At 43.3% G+C, this 18,354-nt stretch carries 18 protein-coding genes; 8 read left to right on the top strand and 10 right to left on the bottom strand.

Annotation, left to right across the window (positions count from 1 at the left end; all coding sequences use genetic code 11):
• The first annotated feature begins 33 nt into the window (after positions 1-33).
• The gene (gene mfd, locus ACZ42E_RS00150) at positions 34-3,246 is read left to right on the top strand and encodes a transcription-repair coupling factor (protein ID WP_464892452.1); all 3,213 of its coding nucleotides are present in this window, start codon (positions 34-36) and stop codon (positions 3,244-3,246) included.
• Here the strand turns inward: mfd and ACZ42E_RS00155 are convergent.
• The 6 genes from ACZ42E_RS00155 to ACZ42E_RS00180 all read right to left on the bottom strand — a co-directional run bounded on the left by ACZ42E_RS00155 (position 3,243) and on the right by ACZ42E_RS00180 (position 9,981).
• A complete protein-coding gene (locus tag ACZ42E_RS00155; RefSeq protein ID WP_464892453.1) occupies positions 3,243-4,349 on the bottom strand; it encodes a GerAB/ArcD/ProY family transporter in 1,107 nt (368 codons plus the stop codon). The two genes, mfd and ACZ42E_RS00155, sit on opposite strands and share 4 nt — an antisense overlap.
• Positions 4,350-4,371: 22 nt before the next feature.
• Positions 4,372-4,605 carry a hypothetical protein gene (locus ACZ42E_RS00160; protein WP_464892454.1) on the bottom strand — a complete coding sequence of 78 codons (234 nt, stop codon included), beginning with the start codon at positions 4,603-4,605 and terminating at the stop codon, positions 4,372-4,374.
• 21 nt (positions 4,606-4,626) lie between these two features.
• Positions 4,627-5,787: a Ger(x)C family spore germination protein gene (locus tag ACZ42E_RS00165; protein WP_464892455.1), complete on the bottom strand. Its 1,161-nt coding sequence runs from the start codon at positions 5,785-5,787 to the stop codon at positions 4,627-4,629.
• A gap of 252 nt (positions 5,788-6,039) precedes the next feature.
• The gene (locus ACZ42E_RS00170) at positions 6,040-7,194 is read right to left on the bottom strand and encodes a Ger(x)C family spore germination protein (RefSeq protein WP_464892456.1); all 1,155 of its coding nucleotides are present in this window, start codon (positions 7,192-7,194) and stop codon (positions 6,040-6,042) included.
• Positions 7,187-8,761 (bottom strand): spore germination protein, encoded by a 1,575-nt coding sequence (locus tag ACZ42E_RS00175; RefSeq protein ID WP_464892457.1) that lies wholly within the window; start codon positions 8,759-8,761, stop codon positions 7,187-7,189. The genes ACZ42E_RS00170 and ACZ42E_RS00175 overlap by 8 nt, the downstream gene beginning before the upstream one ends.
• An 80-nt stretch (positions 8,762-8,841) precedes the next feature.
• The gene (locus ACZ42E_RS00180; RefSeq protein WP_464892458.1) at positions 8,842-9,981 is read right to left on the bottom strand and encodes a GerAB/ArcD/ProY family transporter; all 1,140 of its coding nucleotides are present in this window, start codon (positions 9,979-9,981) and stop codon (positions 8,842-8,844) included.
• A gap of 255 nt (positions 9,982-10,236) precedes the next feature.
• Between ACZ42E_RS00180 and spoVT the strand changes: the two genes are divergently transcribed.
• The 5 genes from spoVT to ACZ42E_RS00205 all read left to right on the top strand — a co-directional run bounded on the left by spoVT (position 10,237) and on the right by ACZ42E_RS00205 (position 13,881).
• Complete coding sequence (spoVT, locus tag ACZ42E_RS00185) at positions 10,237-10,800, top strand: stage V sporulation protein T (RefSeq protein ID WP_464892459.1); 564 nt, start codon at positions 10,237-10,239, stop codon at positions 10,798-10,800.
• A 131-nt stretch (positions 10,801-10,931) separates the two neighbouring features.
• Positions 10,932-12,485 (top strand): putative polysaccharide biosynthesis protein, encoded by a 1,554-nt coding sequence (locus ACZ42E_RS00190; RefSeq protein WP_464892460.1) that lies wholly within the window; start codon positions 10,932-10,934, stop codon positions 12,483-12,485.
• 32 nt (positions 12,486-12,517) lie between these two features.
• On the top strand, positions 12,518-13,285 hold the full coding sequence (gene mazG / locus ACZ42E_RS00195) for a nucleoside triphosphate pyrophosphohydrolase (RefSeq protein WP_464892461.1): 768 nt from the start codon (positions 12,518-12,520) through the stop codon (positions 13,283-13,285).
• A 47-nt stretch (positions 13,286-13,332) separates the two neighbouring features.
• Positions 13,333-13,635 carry an HU family DNA-binding protein gene (locus tag ACZ42E_RS00200; protein WP_464893540.1) on the top strand — a complete coding sequence of 101 codons (303 nt, stop codon included), beginning with the start codon at positions 13,333-13,335 and terminating at the stop codon, positions 13,633-13,635.
• Positions 13,636-13,638: 3 nt separating this feature from the next.
• A complete protein-coding gene (locus ACZ42E_RS00205; RefSeq protein WP_464892462.1) occupies positions 13,639-13,881 on the top strand; it encodes an RNA-binding S4 domain-containing protein in 243 nt (80 codons plus the stop codon).
• A gap of 52 nt (positions 13,882-13,933) precedes the next feature.
• Here ACZ42E_RS00205 and ACZ42E_RS00210 read toward each other — a convergent pair whose 3' ends face one another.
• The 4 genes from ACZ42E_RS00210 to ACZ42E_RS00225 form a co-directional block, all read right to left on the bottom strand.
• Positions 13,934-14,572 carry a hypothetical protein gene (locus ACZ42E_RS00210; protein ID WP_464892463.1) on the bottom strand — a complete coding sequence of 213 codons (639 nt, stop codon included), beginning with the start codon at positions 14,570-14,572 and terminating at the stop codon, positions 13,934-13,936.
• A gap of 154 nt (positions 14,573-14,726) precedes the next feature.
• Entirely contained in the window at positions 14,727-15,389 is a 663-nt protein-coding gene (locus ACZ42E_RS00215) for a nucleotidyl transferase AbiEii/AbiGii toxin family protein (protein ID WP_464892464.1), read from the bottom strand.
• A complete protein-coding gene (locus ACZ42E_RS00220; protein WP_464893541.1) occupies positions 15,371-15,637 on the bottom strand; it encodes a DUF6922 domain-containing protein in 267 nt (88 codons plus the stop codon). Before ACZ42E_RS00220 ends, ACZ42E_RS00215 begins: the two co-directional genes overlap by 19 nt.
• Positions 15,638-15,826: 189 nt before the next feature.
• On the bottom strand, positions 15,827-17,266 hold the full coding sequence (locus ACZ42E_RS00225) for an IS1182 family transposase (RefSeq protein WP_464891764.1): 1,440 nt from the start codon (positions 17,264-17,266) through the stop codon (positions 15,827-15,829).
• Between the two features lie 237 nt (positions 17,267-17,503).
• Between ACZ42E_RS00225 and yabP the strand changes: the two genes are divergently transcribed.
• Both yabP and yabQ read left to right on the top strand, forming a co-directional pair.
• On the top strand, positions 17,504-17,773 hold the full coding sequence (gene yabP, locus ACZ42E_RS00230; protein WP_464892465.1) for a sporulation protein YabP: 270 nt from the start codon (positions 17,504-17,506) through the stop codon (positions 17,771-17,773).
• Positions 17,774-17,878: 105 nt separating this feature from the next.
• The gene (gene yabQ / locus ACZ42E_RS00235) at positions 17,879-18,289 is read left to right on the top strand and encodes a spore cortex biosynthesis protein YabQ (RefSeq protein ID WP_464892466.1); all 411 of its coding nucleotides are present in this window, start codon (positions 17,879-17,881) and stop codon (positions 18,287-18,289) included.
• Positions 18,290-18,354 lie beyond the last annotated feature (65 nt).

Raw genomic sequence — 18,354 nt, forward strand, 5'->3', positions numbered from 1 at the left:
TTAATACCTTTAATTTGTGCGGAGGGTTTAGATTTGGCACCTGATTTCTGGAGCAAGGTGGTTAATGTTTTAAACCAGGGACAAAATGTTATTTTAACCGGGCTTTCCAATACTGCAAAAGCCTTTTTTTTAGCGACCTTATTCGATAGTTTGCCCGGCAAGATTCTGGTTTTGGCTGAAAGTGAAGAAAAGGCTTATGATTTGGCCGGGATGCTTAAAGGTTTCTGCGGGGAAGGCCGGGTTTTTATGTTCCCCGGGCGCAGCCTGGTTTTTATTAAGGAAAATTATTCCATAGCGGAAGTGGAGAGGATTACTGCCCTCTATGAGGCTTTTTACCATCCCCGCAAAAAGGGGATATTTATAACTACACCTTCCGGTATTTTGCATACCTTTATTTCTCCCGCTTGCCTGCAGGAAAAAACTTTAAGGTTAAAAAAAGAAGATGAATACGGTCTGGATGATATTATAAAAAAACTGGCCAGATGCGGCTATATACGGGTAAGTACCGTAAGAAACCGGGGGGAATTTGCTTTAAGGGGAGGCATTCTGGATATTTATCCCCTTAATGAAAAAGAACCCGTAAGGCTCGAATTTTTTGGCGATATCCTGGAATCAATAAGGTATTTTGATGTAGAAGACCAGAGGTCAGGGAAAGGTGTAGATGAAATACGCATTATGCCGGCGGATGAATTTTGTGATGAAGATTTAAAAGGAACCCTTTTTGATTATCTGGGTTCTGATGCGGCTGTTTTTTTTGATGAGCCGGCCAGTTTTTATCAGGCCCTGGAAAGGGAAGGGAAAAGATATAAGGATTTGCTGAAAGAAGCCCGCAAAGCCGGCAAGGAAATAAGGGAACTTCCCATAACGGGCAGGAATGATATAGAAAAAAGCACCGGAAGGAGAACGGTTTACCACTCTTTTTTCCCGGGGAATATGGTGAAGGTAAAAGCGGCTTTTATGGAACATGTGGCCCAGAAAGAGATGGAGCCGTTTTATGTTAGTCATGACCTTCTTTTTTCCCGTATAGAAGAGTGGCAGAAAAAAGGGTACCGGGTTGAGATAGGGATAAAAAACGACAAGCTGAGAAAGCTCCTCATAGGCCAGATGCTGGACAAGAATATTACCGGTGTGGAGTTCAGGGATAGCGATATTGAGAAAGGTTTTGTAAGCCCTACCTTTAAGCTGGCTTTGATTGGGGAGAAGGATATTTTTAGAAAGTCTTCCCCAGGAAAGAAAAAGAGAGGGCGGGCCTCCAAAAGGGAAGAAACTATTATTCTGGAAGACCTGAAGCTGGGAGATTATGTGGTGCATGAAAACTACGGCATCGGCATATTCCGGGGGATAACCCAGGCCCAGGTAGATAATGTCATCCGTGAATATGTGCTTTTGGAGTACGCAGGAGGAGATAAGCTCTATCTTCCTCTGGACAAGGTAGATAAACTTTACAAATACAGCGGCCTGGGGGAAAAAGAGCCGCGCCTCAGCAAACTGGGGGGAAGCGAATGGGAGAGAACCCGCAAAAAAGTGGAAGAGTCCGTAAGGGAGATGGCAGAAGAGCTTATTGCTATCTATGCTGCCCGTGAGGCGGAGGAGGGGCATGCGTTTTCTCCTGATACCCCCTGGCAGAAAGAATTTGAAGATGCTTTCCCTTATGAAGAGACCCCGGACCAGCTCAAGGCTATTGAAGAGGTAAAGAGGGATATGGAAAGCCCTCGCCCTATGGAAAGGCTGATATGTGGTGATGTAGGTTATGGTAAAACCGAGGTGGCCATGCGGGCTGCTTTTAAGGCGGTTATGGACGGCAAACAGGTAGCGGTTCTGGTTCCTACCACGGTTTTGGCTGAGCAGCACTATCAGACTTTCAGGGCCAGGTTTGAGGGATATCCGGTGGTTATCGAGTGTTTAAGCCGTTTCCGCACAGGCAGGGAACAAAAAAAGATTGTGGAGGATTTGCAAAAAGGGGTAGTAGATCTGGTAATAGGAACCCACCGGCTGCTGTCAGGAGATGTAAAATTCAAGGATCTGGGGCTCCTGATCATCGATGAGGAACACCGCTTCGGGGTAAGGCAGAAAGAAAAAATAAGGCTTTTTAAAAAGACGGTTGATGTTTTAACCCTTTCGGCTACTCCTATTCCAAGGAGCCTCTATATGGCATTAACCGGGCTTAAGGATATGAGCGTGATTGAAACTCCTCCGGAAGGGAGATATCCGGTTACGACCTATGTTATGGAGTATAATGAGGAGATAATAAAAGAAGCGGTTCAGCTGGAAATTGAGCGGGGAGGGCAGGTATTTTTTGTCCACAACCGCATCGAAGATATTTATAAAGTAAAGGAAGAGCTTATGCGGCTTTTGCCTGACATAAAGATAGCTGTAGGCCATGGAAGGATGGAGGAAGAAGAGCTTTCCCGGATTATAATGGATTTTATAAGAGGGGAATACCATCTGCTTTTATGTACTACCATTATTGAATCGGGCCTTGATATGCCCAATGTCAACACTATAATCATAGATGAGGCGGATAAGATGGGATTAGCCCAGCTTTATCAGCTAAGGGGACGGGTAGGCAGGTCTAACCGCCTGGCTTATGCTTATCTTACCTACCGCCCGTATAAGGTGCTTACGGAAGAAGCCCAGAAGAGGCTGAATGCAATCCGGGAATTTAATGAGCTGGGAGCGGGCATGAAGATTGCCCTGCGCGATCTGGAAATACGCGGAGCAGGCAATATATTAGGACCTGAGCAGCACGGACATATTCAGGCGGTTGGCTTTGATCTCTACTGCCGGCTTTTAGAAGAAGAGACTGCCCGTTTGCGGGGCGAAAGCAGGAAGGAAAGAGAAGCTCCCAGGATAGATATAGACATGGATTATTATATACCTGACAGCTATATCCCTGATCCGGGAAGCAAGATGCGCATCTACCGGCGGCTGCTTTTAGCGTCGGATTTGCGGGAACTGGAAGAAATAAAGAAAGAGCTTTTGGACCGTTTTGGCCCGCTTCCCTCGCCGGTAGAAAATTTTTTGCGGGTTACTTCCCTGCGCATAATGGCAAAAGATAAAGATATACGCGTTTTAAGGCATAAGGATGGGCAGGTAGAGATAAGCCTTAACCGGCCGCTGCCGGAAAAAATAGGCCTGGCAAATAGCAGATTAAAAGTGAAGAAAGTGGATGACCATACCCTGCAGCTTTATTTTTCAGGGGTAGAAGGAGTAAAAGGCCTGGAAGATGTTTTATCCCTCATTTAAGCTGGCTGCCCTGGACCGTAATTTTTTAAAGCAGGGCTTTTTTGTTTGAAGCGGGCCAGGAGCCATACGATAGTAGGATATAACAGGTGGACAGGGAGGTTTACAAAAGGAGCCGCAAAAGATTCTACAGCCAGAAACTCCACATCTGATGGGAACATTATTATGGAAAGCACACCTATACACAGTCCAACTGGTATAATCAAGGTTTGGTAATTTTTGAGGGAAAAAAGGTCTTTTATGCACAGGGTAAGGCTCTGATAGGATAGAGTGATAGCCATAAAATTGGTGAAAGACCACATGACAAAGAAGAAAAGCTCAATGCGCTGGAAAGTGGAAAAACGTATGAGGAGCAGGACTTCGTAAAGGGGGAATCTGGCAATTTGCATCAGCTCCTGGCCCAGTGCCGCTACTACCAGGATGCTGCGGATGATAAAAATTGCAACCCCGATGAAGAACCAGATATATATTGCTTTTTTATTCTGTTTTAAATCTGACACAAAAGGGAGCAGCATGGCCATGAGGCTTATTTCGCCATAAGGCCAGTTAGAGCCGAATAAACTGCCAGCCGCGACTGGTTTAAAGTCTGCCAGTACCGGGGTTAGGCTTTGCAGATTGGCTACGGTAAAAAAAGGTATGGTTACCGCTGCCGCTACCAGGGGTATTATTATCCAAACCAGTATCTCCCCCATGCGGGCCATGCTGTTTATTCCCCGGTAAAGGATATAGGAAGAGGCAGCTATAAGGAGGATTACCAGCAGGGTTTCCGAAAGCTGGGGAAAAATAATGAGCATCAGGACTACCATATCGTACATGTAGAGGGTAGCTACCAGAAAAACCACCCAGGAATAGATAAGGCTTAAAATAAGACCCAGAGGTTTTCCTAATACCTGCATAGCTATTTTTATTATGCTCATGCCGGGGAACATGTTTTGCAGGCTTATAGTGACGGTTATTATATATAAACCAGTCAGGGACGATATAATGGCAGCCAGCCAGGAATCGCGCCCGGCTGCGCCTTCCGGGACAAAAATAAAGGCACTTCCTATAATGAGGAGAAGAAGAAGTTTGGCAAATTGATTGCTGTTTATCATGGTGCCTGGCATATTTTTCTCTCCCTTGCAAAAATTATGGCATTCCCAGCATCTTCATAAAAAAGTCACCGGCTGGTTTTACGAGAAAAAAGATGCGGTTGGGATTGGGCAGAAACTGTACGTTAAAATGGATTTCGATACTGTATAAAACAGCTATCAGAAGCAAAAAAGAGGCGAGGACTATTTCTTTCCCGTCTTTTTCCCGCAAAAGCTTTTTTATCTCCAGAATCCCAAAAACTATTATCATAGTTATTACCGGATAAAGCATAAGCCCTGACTTTCTCCTTCATTATTCTTTAGGCAGGTATACCTTATGGGTAAGATAAGCATTCTTGATTTGGGCTTTTACTTCCACCTCATAGTCTATTTCCGGATACAGCTGCCTCCAGCTTGCCGCGATACTTTCCCATTCCTCTGGCATGTAGCGGTAAATAGCCTGCCCAAATCCCAGTATATCGCTGTTAAGATTTTGCGCTTTTTTTACACAGGCGATAATATCATCTTTTATCTGCCTGGCGGCTGCTTTTTCAAGTGCAGGCAATTTTTCCGGGGTGAGTATTTCTCTTTTAGCCTGTGTGCCCAGGATGTTTAGCTGTACTTCTGTTTTAAGATGGATTACAATGCGCCCGTCTTTTTTTACCGGCTTTATACTGCTTTTAAAACGGCTTATTTCAAAATCAATATACCTGCATCTGTCAAAAGGTGATTTAAGGGTTATAAGGCCCCCCTGTTTTTTTTGAGACATCATGAAGCGGTAGCCCCGGCTTTCCTTCTCATTAAGGCTGCCGACCATTTTATCTTCCCGAAAAACAGCCGTGCCTTTTATTGTTAAGATATTATTCCCTTTTATATCTTTAGTTATTACTACCTGGGGAACAGCCGGATCTATGCCGGGGGTAGCCAGGCAGGAAATGAAGTTCAGCATATCAGTGCTTACATAGTTGCCGAGGGATTGTTCCTGAAACTTGAGGATCCTTAAGATTCCCCGGGAAGAACACAGGGAGAGGGGGCAGCTGCTTTTAAAGATTTCTTCTGGTTTGTTATAAGGGCTTATAAGGACTATAATGTCATGCCTTATATTGCGGTTGCGGGAAACGAAATCGGGAAGGCCTCCCAGGCCAAGATGTGCCATATGCCCTCCGATTACGAAAATATCTGCATGGGACCATAAAGGCAGCCGGGGAACCATAAGCGTCACCCGGCGGGCTGCTTCTGTTATGCTGGCACCTTCAGTGAATATATTTTCCACCTGCTGGGTAAAGGTGGTTGTTTTCTGGGGGTCTACCGGTTTATTAAGCTGTACGGTAAAATCTATGCGCTGCTGGCGGTTAATATCGACTCCCACGCCGGCACAGAGTACCGTCTGGGTAGTTTCTGCCCGGTCATAGCAGCCGCTTAGGAAGAGAGGAAAAAGGAATATTATAATAAGATAGCCTGATTTTTTTCGCATACCTGATCCCGCCTGTATTCTTAGATTTTCAGCTTATAGATATAAAAAAGGGGCTCCAGGGGGTTAAAAAGAAGCTTCCCTTTAAATTTGGCCACGCTCAGAAAAACGCCCAGCGCGAAGATTATAAAAAATATCAGCATTTCCCTGTACATTTTGTTTTTGAATAAAAAAGGCAGCTCCATAAGCAGTATTGTTATATATAAAATTATCAAGAGGGCAAGCAGCATATCTTGTTTCTCCTTAAAGAACAGGCTATTTTTCAAGTACAAATGATTTATCAGTCAGATAGGTGCGCCGCAGCTTGAAAGAGACTTCTATCTGCGGCTTAACTTCCAGAAATATTTCAGGCCAGTCTTTTTGTATCTCCCTGAAGAAAACAGGGTAGTCATTTTCTACCAGTTTTCCCCAGCCAAAAACATCTGCTTTGAGCTGTTTGGCTTTGCGTATGGAAAGGTTTATCTGCCTTGCTATTTCGAGGCTGGCAGCTTTTTCGATGTCTTTGACCCTGGATAAGGTAAGCAGGTTTTCTTCCCCGTTTTGCTCATAAAAATTGCCCTCACTGTCAACTTTTATCTTTACTGTAATCTGTCCTTTTTTAACTTCTGCTTGGGCTTTGGTATTAATGTTTATAAACTCTATAGTCATGAGGTTTTTTGGATTTAAAGGGGAAGGGACATTTATTATGCCTCCTTTTTTGGTGCCGGGAAGTATAAACCGGTAGCCCCGGCTTTCGTCCTCATTGAATTCTCCTACTTTTTTGGTACCCCGAAAAACAGCGGACCCATCGATAAAAAGTATTTCATTTTCCCCTTCTTTTATAGTGGTAACCTGAGGAACCAGGGGTTCGATGCCGTAGGCAGAAGCCCTTTTGATAAAATCCCCCAGGGATACCGGGGTGTATATGCCCAGCATCCTTTCCTGAATGTCAAGAATACCGGTTATAGCCTGGGCAGGGAAAGGTTCCAGGGGAGGCCTGGCTTCCAGTACTTTTTCAGGCGATGCCTTATGGGTTACTACCAGGGTACTGTTTTTCCGTATATTAGGGTTGCGCGCAACCGTGTCGATAAGGAAGCTTATATCTTTACGGGCCAGTTTTTCGCTGACCAGGATAGTGCTGGTATAAGTCCATAAAGGGATACGGGGAAGGGTAAGGGTTATTTTGCGGGCTGCCTGCACCAGGGAGTCGCCGGTTTCGGTTATTACAATAAACTGGGGGCCTTCAACTTCAGTTCCGCTTTCTCCCGGAGCGGAAGGTTTGGCTATCTGGGCACTCAGTTTTATCTTACCTTTTTCTTCCTCCACTCCTATGCTGAGGACAGCAGCGGTATGGGTTATATCCTGGGTTTGGCATCCGCTTAAGAAAAGAAAAAGGGTTATCATGCTTAAAAATGCAAAAGTTTTAGGCATTATCCTTTTCTCCCCCTTTTTTCTCCCCGGGCTTTTGGCGGATATAATTCTGCATACCTTCCAGATAAGGCCTTTTAAAGTTTAAAAACCAGGGGCGCCTTACCACTACATCAGTCATCTGTTCAAGGTTGGAAGGAGCCAGGGGAGAAAGGTAGGGGAGCCCCAGGCTGGATAAAGATGCCATATGGGTAAGCATGAGTATGAGAACAATCATTATGCCTAAAAAACCGAGCACGCTGCTGGCAGCCAGAAAGCCGAAACGGGCGATGCGGTTTATGATGCCTGCATTATAGGCCGGGGTAACAAAAGATGCTATTCCGGTAGCTGCTACGATTACCACCATGGGTGTAGAAACCAGCCCGGCTCTTACCGCTGCATCCCCGATGATAAGGGCGCCTACTATACTTACTGCCGGTCCTACTGCCCGGGGGAGGCGCAAGCCTGCTTCCCTGAGGAGCTCGAAGGTTATTTCCAGCAGAATAGCTTCTACGAAGGCAGGAAAAGGGACTCCCTGCCTGGTGGCAGCTATGGTAAGGTATAAAGCTGTAGGAATCATTTCCTGATGGAAAGTTATTACTGCTACATACAGGGAAGGAAGCAAAAGCGAAATCCAGAAAGCGACAAAGCGCAGCATGCGAAAAAGGGAAGCTGGAATATAGTTATTATAGTAATCTTCCGGGGAAAGCCAGAACTGGGGAAAAGATATCGGCATAATTATAGCCATGGGAGAGCCGTCTACCAGTATGCCTACCCTTCCTTCCAGCAGGTGGGCTGCCATACGGTCAGGCTTTTCCGTATGTTCGACCTGGGAAAATATAGTATTTTTGTGATCCACCAAAAATTCTTCCAGCATGGCCGAGTCGAAAACCCCGTCTATGTCAATCCTGTCAAGCCTGGCCTTGACTTCTTCTACCAGGCTTTGAGGGGCAATCCCCTCTACATAGCAGAGCACCACATCAGTTTTGGTTACCCTGCCTAAAACAAAGGCTTCTATTTTGAGATTGCCGCTTTTTATGCGCCTCCTTAAAAGGGCGGTATTAAAGCGCAAAGTTTCCGAAAATCCTTCCTTGGGGCCAAATATAACCACTTCATTATCGGGGGTTTGGATAGAACGGGTCTGCCAGGAACGACTGCCAGCAGATAAAGCTTTATCGTAGCCGTCAATTATAAGTACGGTATCCCCGGAGCTTATATGGTGTACAATTTCCCCCAGGGTTAAGAGTTCTTTTACTTCGGCCATGGCTACTATGCTGTTTTTTATCTGGCTAAAAAGGTTGCCTTTATCGTCAAGGCAGGATTTTTCGGTATTAACCATGCCTATTTCCAGGATAAGGGGTTTTAGAATATTTTCTTCTATTTCCTTGCGGTCAGTAAGCCCGTCGAAATAAAGGACCAAACCTTTGTGCTGATGGCAGCCAAAGAGGAATTCCCGAAAAACCGCATCCGAACAGTTAGCCAGTATCTTCTGCAGGCTTTCTTTATTCTCGTCAATGCTGCAGGATACCGGATTATCTATTAGTTCATGTGGTGTAAGGTTTTTCGGGTTTTTTTTGTTTATATAGCGCATATATTTACCCCCGGGAAAATAGTTAGATTTATCATCCTGACAGGATATAGTTTAAGCCTGTTAAGGCCGGCTTATACAGATTAGTTCAGTTTCTGCCGGTTTAGTTCAGGCATGGGTATGACGGGTTGTTTTCCCTGCAAGCCGGCATGGGGCTTGTTGAGGCTTATAATGAAAAGCAGGCAGGGAATCAGGAAAAAGAAAACAAAGAGCAGAACAGGGGCTATATGGACTATTATTATATCCAGTTCCAGAATGTTGCTGGCCATCTGCAGAGCCAGGACGGCGATGATCAGCGAGGAGGGAGCGGCCAAAAAGCGGTATTCTTTGAGGTTGAATACAAACCCGGTTGTTATGCAGAACATAAACCAGAAAAGGGTGGCGGTGCCAAATATGCCTATAATCCAGAGACCGATAAAAATGGCATCCATATTGGTTATAAAATCAGCAATATTGATGATGCGGACTATGACAAAGGTAGGGAAGGTGAATAGTTTGGCAGTATAGGCTCCCAGTGCCATAATGGTAGCTATGGTTATAGAGGTTATGAGGATGATAAAAGTTAAAAGGACCTTAATCATGATAGAAAAAGAGGCTTTTTTGTCCGGGATAAAAAAAGCTAGAAAAAGAATTACCATGAGTTTCAGTATTTCAGTAGTCAGCATGAAAACTGCCTTAAAAAGGGAAGACATATCATCGATGTAGGCAAAGGGCAGCAGGTTTTGGATATCTGGATGCTGGAAAAAAGAGAGGAAAACAATAATAAAAGCGAAGCTTACCCCAAGTATTACAATTATTTCACACATGCGGGCAAAATTACCAAACCCTGATTTGATGGCCAGGCAGCTGCACAGCAGGAGGAGACCCAAAAAGATGCTTATAGGGGTCTGGGGAAGGACATTGGTTTCTATAAAATCTATAAACAGGCGCAGGGAAAAAGAGGTTAAAAAGAGGAAGATTATCATGTAGAGGAACCCTACTATTCTGCCTGTTCTTTTTCCCAGATGCTCTTCCAGCATGAAAGGGAAAGGGGAAGAGCTTTTCTGGATAATATAGGAGAACATATATATTATGGGGATACCTGGCACGATAGTGAGAAGGACAGCCAGATAGGCATTATTTAAAAGGAGCTCTATGGCATATTTACCTACCTGAAGGAATGCCACCGGCGCACAGAAGAGGAGCAGCATGCAGTAGAGCTGAAAATTGCTTAATCTTAACATATATTTCACCCTTTGTTTTACCAGACAGATTTAAAAGTTATTATTCCCCTGTGCTTGAAAGTTAAACCATTAAAAAAAGAAACATTATTTGTGCAAATTTTAACATGCAAAATGTGTCAAACCTTCGAATTTCAGGCTTTAATTTTTTGTAGCATAATGGCAAAAAGTGAATAAAAGGGGATTTTTAGTTATATACTATCATTGAGAAAAGAAACAACATTTTCAATTTTTAAAAAAAGGAGGGAAGAATGTAATTTGAAAGCAACAGGAATAGTACGCCGGATTGATGATTTAGGCAGGGTAGTTATTCCCAAGGAAATAAGAAGGACTTTGCGCATTCGGGAAGGAGACCCGCTGGAGATTTTTGTTGATCGTGAAGGTGAAGTCATACTGAAAAAATATTCTCCTATAGGTGAGCTGGGTGATTTTGCCAAAGAGTATGTAGATTCATTAAATGAAACTACCGGTCATATAGCTATGATTGCTGACCGTGATGTAATCATAGCGGTAGCAGGAGCCAATAAACGCGAGTTTATGGGGAAACCGGTGGGCAAGGCAGTGGAAAGGGCACTGGAGGAAAGACGGACTTTAATAATGAAAGAGATAGAAAACCCGGATGATGAAAATGTGCATATAGTACAGACTGATGACCGGGAATATACTATAAAAACCCAGGTTATAGCTCCTATAATATCCCAGGGCGATCCGATTGGTGCAGTAATTATTGTCAGCAAAGACGCAGGCGTAAAAATGGGAGATTTAGAGGTTAAGCTGGCTGAAACAGCGGCTGGATTTTTGTCAAAACAGATGGAACAGTAAAACTGAAAATAGCGAAAAGGCGGTCTTAGTTATATAAGATCGCTTTTTTGTGTCAGGAGCCCGGAATACCTCTTATTTATAAGGGCATACTATGTTATAATATTCTTCATGGAAAAATGGGGAGGATAAACATGGAAAAAGGGCAGACCTTTATCAAAGGGGCTTTAATCCTGAGCATTGCAGGAGCTATAAGCAAGCTGCTGGGGGCAATTTACCGCATACCCCTGGCGCGCATGATCGGAGCAGAGGGGATTGGCCTTTATCAGATGGCTTATCCTATCTATACGACTATTTTGGCTCTGGCTACCGCTGGTGTGCCGGTAGCTATTTCCATAATGGTAGCCCGCAAAGAGACCGAAGGGTACAGCGGGGACAGCTTTAAAATACTTAAGGCTTCCCTGGTTATTCTTTTTGTTATAGGCCTTTTGCTTACCCTTGTCGTGATGCAGTCAGCGGGAATACTGGCCAGCTATGTGCTTAAAAACCCGCGCGCCTATTATCCTATTCTGGCAGTAGCTCCTGCCATTTTCCTGGCTGGGCTTATGTCGGTATTCCGCGGCTTTTTTCAGGGGCACCAGTCTATGGTTCCCACTGCGGTTTCCCAGGTGGTGGAACAGCTTTTCCGGGTTACTGCCGTACTCATTCTTGCCTATGTCCTGGTAGGCAAAGGTATAGAATATGCAGCGGCCGGAGCTACTTTTGGAGCAGTGATCGGAGGCCTGGCCGGCCTTGTCGTTTTGATTTTTTACTACATAAGTTTTGTCCGCGGTAATGATATAAAATATGAAAACCTGGCTTATTCAGGGGAAAGTTCGGTAAGCCTGGGCAGAGAGATGATAAGGTTGGCCATCCCGGTATCGGTGGGGGCGGTAGTTTTGCCCCTGGTGCAGATGCTGGATGCGATAATTGTGCCGGGAAGGCTTATTGCCCTTAATTATACCGTGTCGCAGGCTACTGCCCTTTACGGGCATTTGTCAGGCATGGCTGCCGTTTTAATAAGCCTGCCGACCATTTTTACCATATCTATTGCTACCAGCATGGTACCGGCTATTTCAGAAGCGAGGACCAGGAATGATGAAAGGCTGCTTGTAGAAAGGTTGAATTATGGTTTCCGCGGAGGGATGCTTATCTCTTTCCCTGCTGCTGCCGGCCTTTTTATTCTGGCTTTTCCTATCTGCGACCTCCTCTATGGGGCAGCGGAAGCAGGAAATGCCCTGGAGCCTCTGGCATTTTCCGCTATCGTGCTGGCTGCCTTCCAGATATCAAGTGCCGGCTTACAGGGGATAGGCAAGCCGGAAGTGGCCATGAGGCATCTGGTTATTACCGGTATTTTCAAGGTCATATTTAACTACAGCTTGACCAGCATCCCGGCTCTTAACATAAAAGGGGCAGCTATCGGCACAGTTTTGGCTTTTCTCATAGGTTCCCTTTTGAACCTGTTTTCCCTCAAGAAATATACCGGCATCCGTTATGAGACGGCAAGAATGATAAAAATAATCCTGGTTACCGTGGCAATGACTGTGGCAGTAAAAATATCCTATCAATACCTGGTAGCTCATGATATAAGCTCTCATTTATCTACCCTCCTTGCCATAACTTTTGGAGTAATAGTGTACGGTATTTTGCTCCTTCTGGTAAGGGAACTGGATATAGCCATGCTTAAAAAGATAATAAGAGGGGCCTAGACGGAACTGGCTTTTAAAGAGAGGAGAGGCTTATGGGACGAAGTGGTGAGGCTATAGAAGGCCTGCTGGAAGTTATGGAAAGGCTTTTGGGGGAAAATGGATGTCCCTGGGACAGGGAACAGACCCATCAAAGCCTTTTAAGGTATCTTCTGGAAGAGACTTACGAGGTTATAGAGGCAGTTAAAGAGGAGGATATGGATAAACTGGAAGAAGAGCTGGGGGATCTGCTGCTGCAGGTTGTTTTCCATGCCGCCCTGGCTGAAAAGGCAGGATTTTTTGATTTTGCCGATGTCGTTTTAAGGATAAAGGAAAAAATGATAAAAAGGCATCCCCATGTTTTCGGGGATGCTTCCCTTGCTACACCTGATGATGTGATGAATGTATGGGAAAAGTTCAAAAAGAAGGAAGGGAAAAAATATATCCTGGAAGGCATTCCGGTTATGCTGCCTGCCCTTCTGAGGGCTTATAAAATACAGGAAAAGGCTGCCAGGGTAGGTTTTGACTGGCCTGATGTAGAAGGTGCCCTGGGAAAATTCAAGGAAGAGATAGATGAACTTAGAAAAGCAAAAGATAGGGAAGAGATCAGGGAAGAGATAGGAGATATCCTTTTTGCACTGGTTAATATTGCCCGCATGTATGAAGTGGAACCGGAAGAAGCTCTGCAGGCTGCCAATGATAAATTTGTGCGCCGCTTCAACTATGTAGAAGAACAGGTTAAGGCCAGCGGGCGGGAATTTTCGGAATTTACCCTTCAAGAGCTGGACAGCTTCTGGGAAACGGCTAAAAAAATAGGGTTATAGCTGAAGGGCTGGCAGGAAAAAAAAGAAAAACAGCGAATAACCATAATATACCACACAAATATTTGAGGAGGGATACCTTGAACAAGGCAGATTTGGTAAGCAAAATAGCAGAACAGACAGGCATGACCAAAAAGGATGCGGAAAAATTTGTGGGGGCTTTTTTCAACACCGTAGAAGGTGCCCTTAAAGCAGGGGACAAGGTGCAGCTTATCGGGTTTGGCACTTTTGAAGTAAGGGAAAGGGGAGCCCGCAAGGGAAGAAATCCGCAGACCGGAGAGGAAATCGAAATACCTGCTGCCCGTGTACCGGCATTTAAACCTGGAAAAGCCCTCAAGGATGCGGTTGTATAACTCATGAGGCTGGATAAATTCCTTAAGGTATCCAGGATAATAAAGCGGCGTACAGTAGCCAAGGAGTTTGCTGAAAACGAACGGGCCTTTATAAATGGACGGCTGGCAAAGCCTTCTTCCGAAGTGAAAAAGGGAGATATAATTACCCTCAAGATGGGGGATAAAGAACTTACCTTTGAGGTTCTGGATGTCAGGGAAAATGTAAAAGCCAATGAGGCTAAAAATTTATACCGGATTATCGAATAAAAAACCAGGGGAGCTTCTGTAACCTACCCCTGGTTTTATTTTTATGGATGTTTTAAAATATGCCAAAATCGCTTACATCCCGGTATTTCGAGGAATCATCGATATAATAGGCTTCCCTGTCAAAATAGGAAACCTTGAGCATATTTTTACCCTTGGCCCCGATAATGGAGGGTCCGTACATGAGGGCAAAGCCGAAATCCTGGTCAGAGGATGCCAGGGCAATGGAATAATCCTCAGTGCCGTAGATAAGCAGGGGATTCATAAGCTGAAAAGAATGTTCATATGGCTTTAGATATACTCCCTCCGCATTAAATACTGCCCCCCGCTGTTTTTTTATGGTGATGGTGAACCTGCCTTCCAGGGGAAAGCTTACATAAATAATACCGGCTGTATTTTCAGTTTTTACCCCTTTTAAAATTTCTTCTGCCCTGGCTGGCAGGACTCTTTTTTCTTCCCGCAGGCCATTGACTATCCTGCGTTCTCCCTTGATATAATCGGACAGCTTTTTCATACTCCGCTGCACGCCCTGCTCCCCGTTTTCCAGGATGTCATCAAGCATTTCCCCTTTATCCAGCAGGTTGTCAAGGGCAGCTTTAAGGAGCAGGGAGTTTACATCATAATATTCATTAAATGCTTCCATCTTCGCATAAGCATACTTAATTTCATGCATTACCCGGCCTATATTCACCATTTCATCTCCTTTCCTTGAAACAGGGGGACGGTTCTCTGTTTCACCTCAGGTGAAACAGAGAACCGTCCCCCTGTTTCACCAATCAAATCTCTCCTTATTGTAAGCCTTATTGTCTGTTAAAGCAAGATAAGCCCTGGGACAGGGAATTTTCAGGTTAGTATAAGGCATTGTTTTTTAAAAAATCTCTTTGCATTTTGAGCAGATATGCCTTTATTTGTTCCCACTCTTTTTCAGTAAGGGGGCTGAATCCTGCTGCTTTTTTTACGAGAGGCATAGGTTCGGGTTCCGCATCTTCAAAATAGGCAAGACTTCTCAATATATGAAATTTGCTGTACTTTACCGGGTATTTTTTTTCCAGGACTGTAAAGAGGAAAGGCAGGGATAGATTTTTTTGGGTAATTAAAAAATAAAGGTCGACAAAATCTTTTTTGGCCCCTCGCTGGGATATGGCGATCAGCTTCATGGCTGCTATATCTAAATAATTGGCAACAGGACAGGTTTTATAAAAAACGAAGCTGTACAGCGGTGGATAGGGATAATAAAAAAAACTTATTTTTTGGTTCCCGAAAAGAAGGTATATGGTATTGGAAGCTTCAGACACTAATTTAATTTCTTCACCCCTGAACTGGGAAATAATTTCGGAGGAAGAGAAGCTTTGGGCGGTGAAAAAATCAAGGTCTTCAGACAATCTGTGGCCAAGCTGCAGGGCAAGGGCAGTACCCCCTGCCAGATAAAAATTTTTGGCTTTCAGGATATTATTTTTGATTAAACTTTCCAGACATTCTTTAGTTTCGCTGGCTAAACATTCCAGGAACAAAAAATCTCCTCCTTGTCTACATCAAAGAAATTGGCTACCAGAACAGCTGATCTTTTATCTATTTGCCGATTGGATTTTACTTCTTCGATAATCTCTTCTGGAGTATAGTTTTGCAAAAGCCAGGAAAAATGCTCAAGATCTCCGAAATTTAAAACCCTTTCTATTATATATTTTTTGTGTTTCTTCAAGTCCAGATTTTGCATGGCTGTGTCCCAGAAAATAGGCTTAAATTCAGGGGGGATTTGCATATTTGTCACCTCAACTGTAATAAATGGTCTCTTCTAAATTATGCCATATAAAAGTTTTTTTTAAAACTAAGCTCCTGAAACAGGGGACGGCAGACTGTGTGAGAATCTGCTCTTTTAATAACTTGGCTGTTTATTTTAAAAGCATTATTTTTATTATTGAAAAAGATATAAAAAATAGGCTGGCTTCTGCTATACCAGAGCCAGCCTCTCAATTATTTCCCTAACTCCCAGGATATTTATTACTCTTTTTAAGTTATAGGCCAGTAAATGCAGTTTATTCTCTGCATTTACAGAAACTAATCCCCTTGTCAGAAAATAACCATATCCCCATATCCGCTTTATTGTGCCGAATGGGTGCTCTACTATCATTTTCCTCTGTATATACAGTTGATTGTTTTCTTTGGTCCTTTTATCTACTACTTCTAACAATGACTGTGCTAAGTTGCGACTAACAGTCCTGCCATTTTTAGATTGGGTACATTTATCCCTTAAGCTGCATTGTTTGCATGCACGGCTATTTTTATATACCTGGTATTTTACTCCTTTTTCTTGCCGTATTTTGCTTGGATATAATGTCTCCCCTGCTGGACAGATGTAGATGTCTTTCTCTTTATCATATATAAATTTGTCAGGTTGAAATTCCGGGTCAGCTATATTGCCAGTAAATCTCTGCTTTGCTACATATGCTTCTATCTGATTTTTTTCACATTCAATTAAATCGCTGGTAGAATAATAGCCTTTATCCGCTAAAACTTTTATCGATTCCACTTCAAGTATTTCTTTGGCTTTTTTGGCCATGTTGCTCAGTTGCCCTTGATCTGAAGGATTATTTATTACTTCACTATCTACTACCAGCTTATGTTTATGGTCTACTGCTATTTGTACATTATAACTTACTTCCAAACCGTTATTGTTAACTGCCATTAAACGCGCATCTGGATCAACAGTTGATATCTCTGTCGCTCCTGTTTCTCTCATCTGCTCTTGCAAAGCCGTATATTTTTCTTTCCTCGCTTTTAACTCCTCTATTCGCTTCTGAATTTCTTCTGCGCTTGGAATATGGATATTAGCTTCTTCATGATCACTACTGTCTAATTCTTTTAAATAGTTTTCTATTTTTTCATCAATATATTTTAAATGCCTTTGTATTTTCTTCTGGTTAAAGTTGTTATGCTTGGAATTGCTGGCCCTAAATTTGGAACCGTCAACAGCCAGTACCTCTTTCCCAAACAAGTCCCACTCTTTACATAATAGTGTGAACTGCTTGAATAAGGCTTTTATTGCTTCCGGATTGTCTTTCCTAAAATCAGCTATGGTCTTGAAATCTGGCTTTAGTTTGCGTAATAGCCAAATTACTTCAAGGTTTCTTTTTGTTTCATCTTCTAGTCTTCTGGAGGATCTGATTTTATTCAGGTATCCGTATAAGTATAATTTTAATAAGTCTCTGGGATCATATGAGGGTCTGCCTTTTTGGTTGGGTGTTGCTCTTTTGAAACCAAGCGCTTCCATATCTAAAGATTCTACAAATGCTTCTATCACTCTTACTGGATTGTCAGGTGTAATATAATCATCTATTGCTTCAGGAAACAGGGTGATAAGTTCCCGATTTTCTCCTTCTATGTATCCCATTTTCTCACCTCTCTATCACCCTGTATTCGACTTTTCTTGCATTAATCCCTCTTTCTGATGAAAGTTTTTTCACACAGTCTGACGGTTCTCTGTTTCATTTTGAAACAGAGAACCGTCCCCTGTTTCAGTTAAGTTTTTGTCATAAACCTGCTCCCTTTATGCATATTTTTTTTAAGGATAGTTTATAAGTTGGCATGGCTGGCTGATGAAGGCTTAAGACCTGTGAGGAGGGGAAAGATGGCTGAGCACAGCATGATTTTGACTGACCGCCGGTATATGGAGCTAACCGGGATAAAAAATGTGATCACCTTTGATGAAGAAGAGATTATCCTGGAAAGCAGCCTGGGAATAATTTTTATTGTCGGGCAGAATATGCACATAACGATGCTTAACCTGGATGAAGGCAAGGTGAAGATTGAAGGGGAAGTCCAGAGTTTTCAGTATAAACCGCAGGGTGCTGATATAAAAACCAGGAGCAAAAACATAATAAACCGCCTCCTCAAATAGCGGGAAAGAGGGACGCTTTCTTTTGGTCCCCGGGATGCCTGTTGATATGTAGATAATTTGTGGATAATATGTGCAGGAGAAGAGAGAGGAAAGGGGAGGGAATTTTTGTCCAGCCTGGTTTTCCAGATTAAGTCTTTTGCCGCTACTCTGGTTTTGGGGTTGCTGGCTGGATTCTTTTTTCATTTTTATCAGGGGATTATAGCCAGGGCTAAAGTAGGAAGGCTTCTACTTTATGTCCTGGATTTTTTCCTGTGGATAATTATGATAGGGCTGGTTTTTTATCTCCTGCTTTTTATAAATGGAGGCGAAATAAGGGCATATATACTTCTGGCGCTTCTTATCGGAATTATCCTGTATTTGAGTTATTTTTTCCAGCGGTTTAAGGGAATCGTAGATTACATCGCTGATGGGGCAGTACATATTTTTGCCTGTCTGGGAAGAATAATTAAAAAACCGTGGCAGAACATCAAAAACTGGATTGCTGCGAAAAAAAGGCCTCCTATTGATGAGGGATAAAAAATTTTTGTAAAAGCAGGATTTTGATAATTTAAAGAGAAACCCTAAAAAAGTAATAAATTTGT

Source organism: Thermosyntropha tengcongensis (assembly GCF_055381335.1).

What these genes read in the sequence shown, in the direction of transcription:
- ACZ42E_RS00155 (WP_464892453.1), bottom strand. Translation starts at nt 4,349, where the DNA reads ATGCCAGGCACCATGATAAACAGCAATCAATTTGCCAAACTTCTTCTT.
- ACZ42E_RS00160 (WP_464892454.1), bottom strand. Translation starts at nt 4,605, where the DNA reads ATGCTTTATCCGGTAATAACTATGATAATAGTTTTTGGGATTCTGGAG.
- ACZ42E_RS00165 (WP_464892455.1), bottom strand. Translation starts at nt 5,787, where the DNA reads ATGCGAAAAAAATCAGGCTATCTTATTATAATATTCCTTTTTCCTCTC.
- ACZ42E_RS00170 (WP_464892456.1), bottom strand. Translation starts at nt 7,194, where the DNA reads ATGCCTAAAACTTTTGCATTTTTAAGCATGATAACCCTTTTTCTTTTC.
- ACZ42E_RS00175 (WP_464892457.1), bottom strand. Translation starts at nt 8,761, where the DNA reads ATGCGCTATATAAACAAAAAAAACCCGAAAAACCTTACACCACATGAA.
- ACZ42E_RS00180 (WP_464892458.1), bottom strand. Translation starts at nt 9,981, where the DNA reads ATGTTAAGATTAAGCAATTTTCAGCTCTACTGCATGCTGCTCCTCTTC.
- ACZ42E_RS00190 (WP_464892460.1), top strand. Translation starts at nt 10,932, where the DNA reads ATGGAAAAAGGGCAGACCTTTATCAAAGGGGCTTTAATCCTGAGCATT.
- mazG (WP_464892461.1), top strand. Translation starts at nt 12,518, where the DNA reads ATGGGACGAAGTGGTGAGGCTATAGAAGGCCTGCTGGAAGTTATGGAA.
- ACZ42E_RS00205 (WP_464892462.1), top strand. Translation starts at nt 13,639, where the DNA reads ATGAGGCTGGATAAATTCCTTAAGGTATCCAGGATAATAAAGCGGCGT.
- ACZ42E_RS00210 (WP_464892463.1), bottom strand. Translation starts at nt 14,572, where the DNA reads ATGGTGAATATAGGCCGGGTAATGCATGAAATTAAGTATGCTTATGCG.
- ACZ42E_RS00220 (WP_464893541.1), bottom strand. Translation starts at nt 15,637, where the DNA reads ATGCAAATCCCCCCTGAATTTAAGCCTATTTTCTGGGACACAGCCATG.
- ACZ42E_RS00225 (WP_464891764.1), bottom strand. Translation starts at nt 17,266, where the DNA reads ATGGGATACATAGAAGGAGAAAATCGGGAACTTATCACCCTGTTTCCT.
- yabP (WP_464892465.1), top strand. Translation starts at nt 17,504, where the DNA reads ATGGCTGAGCACAGCATGATTTTGACTGACCGCCGGTATATGGAGCTA.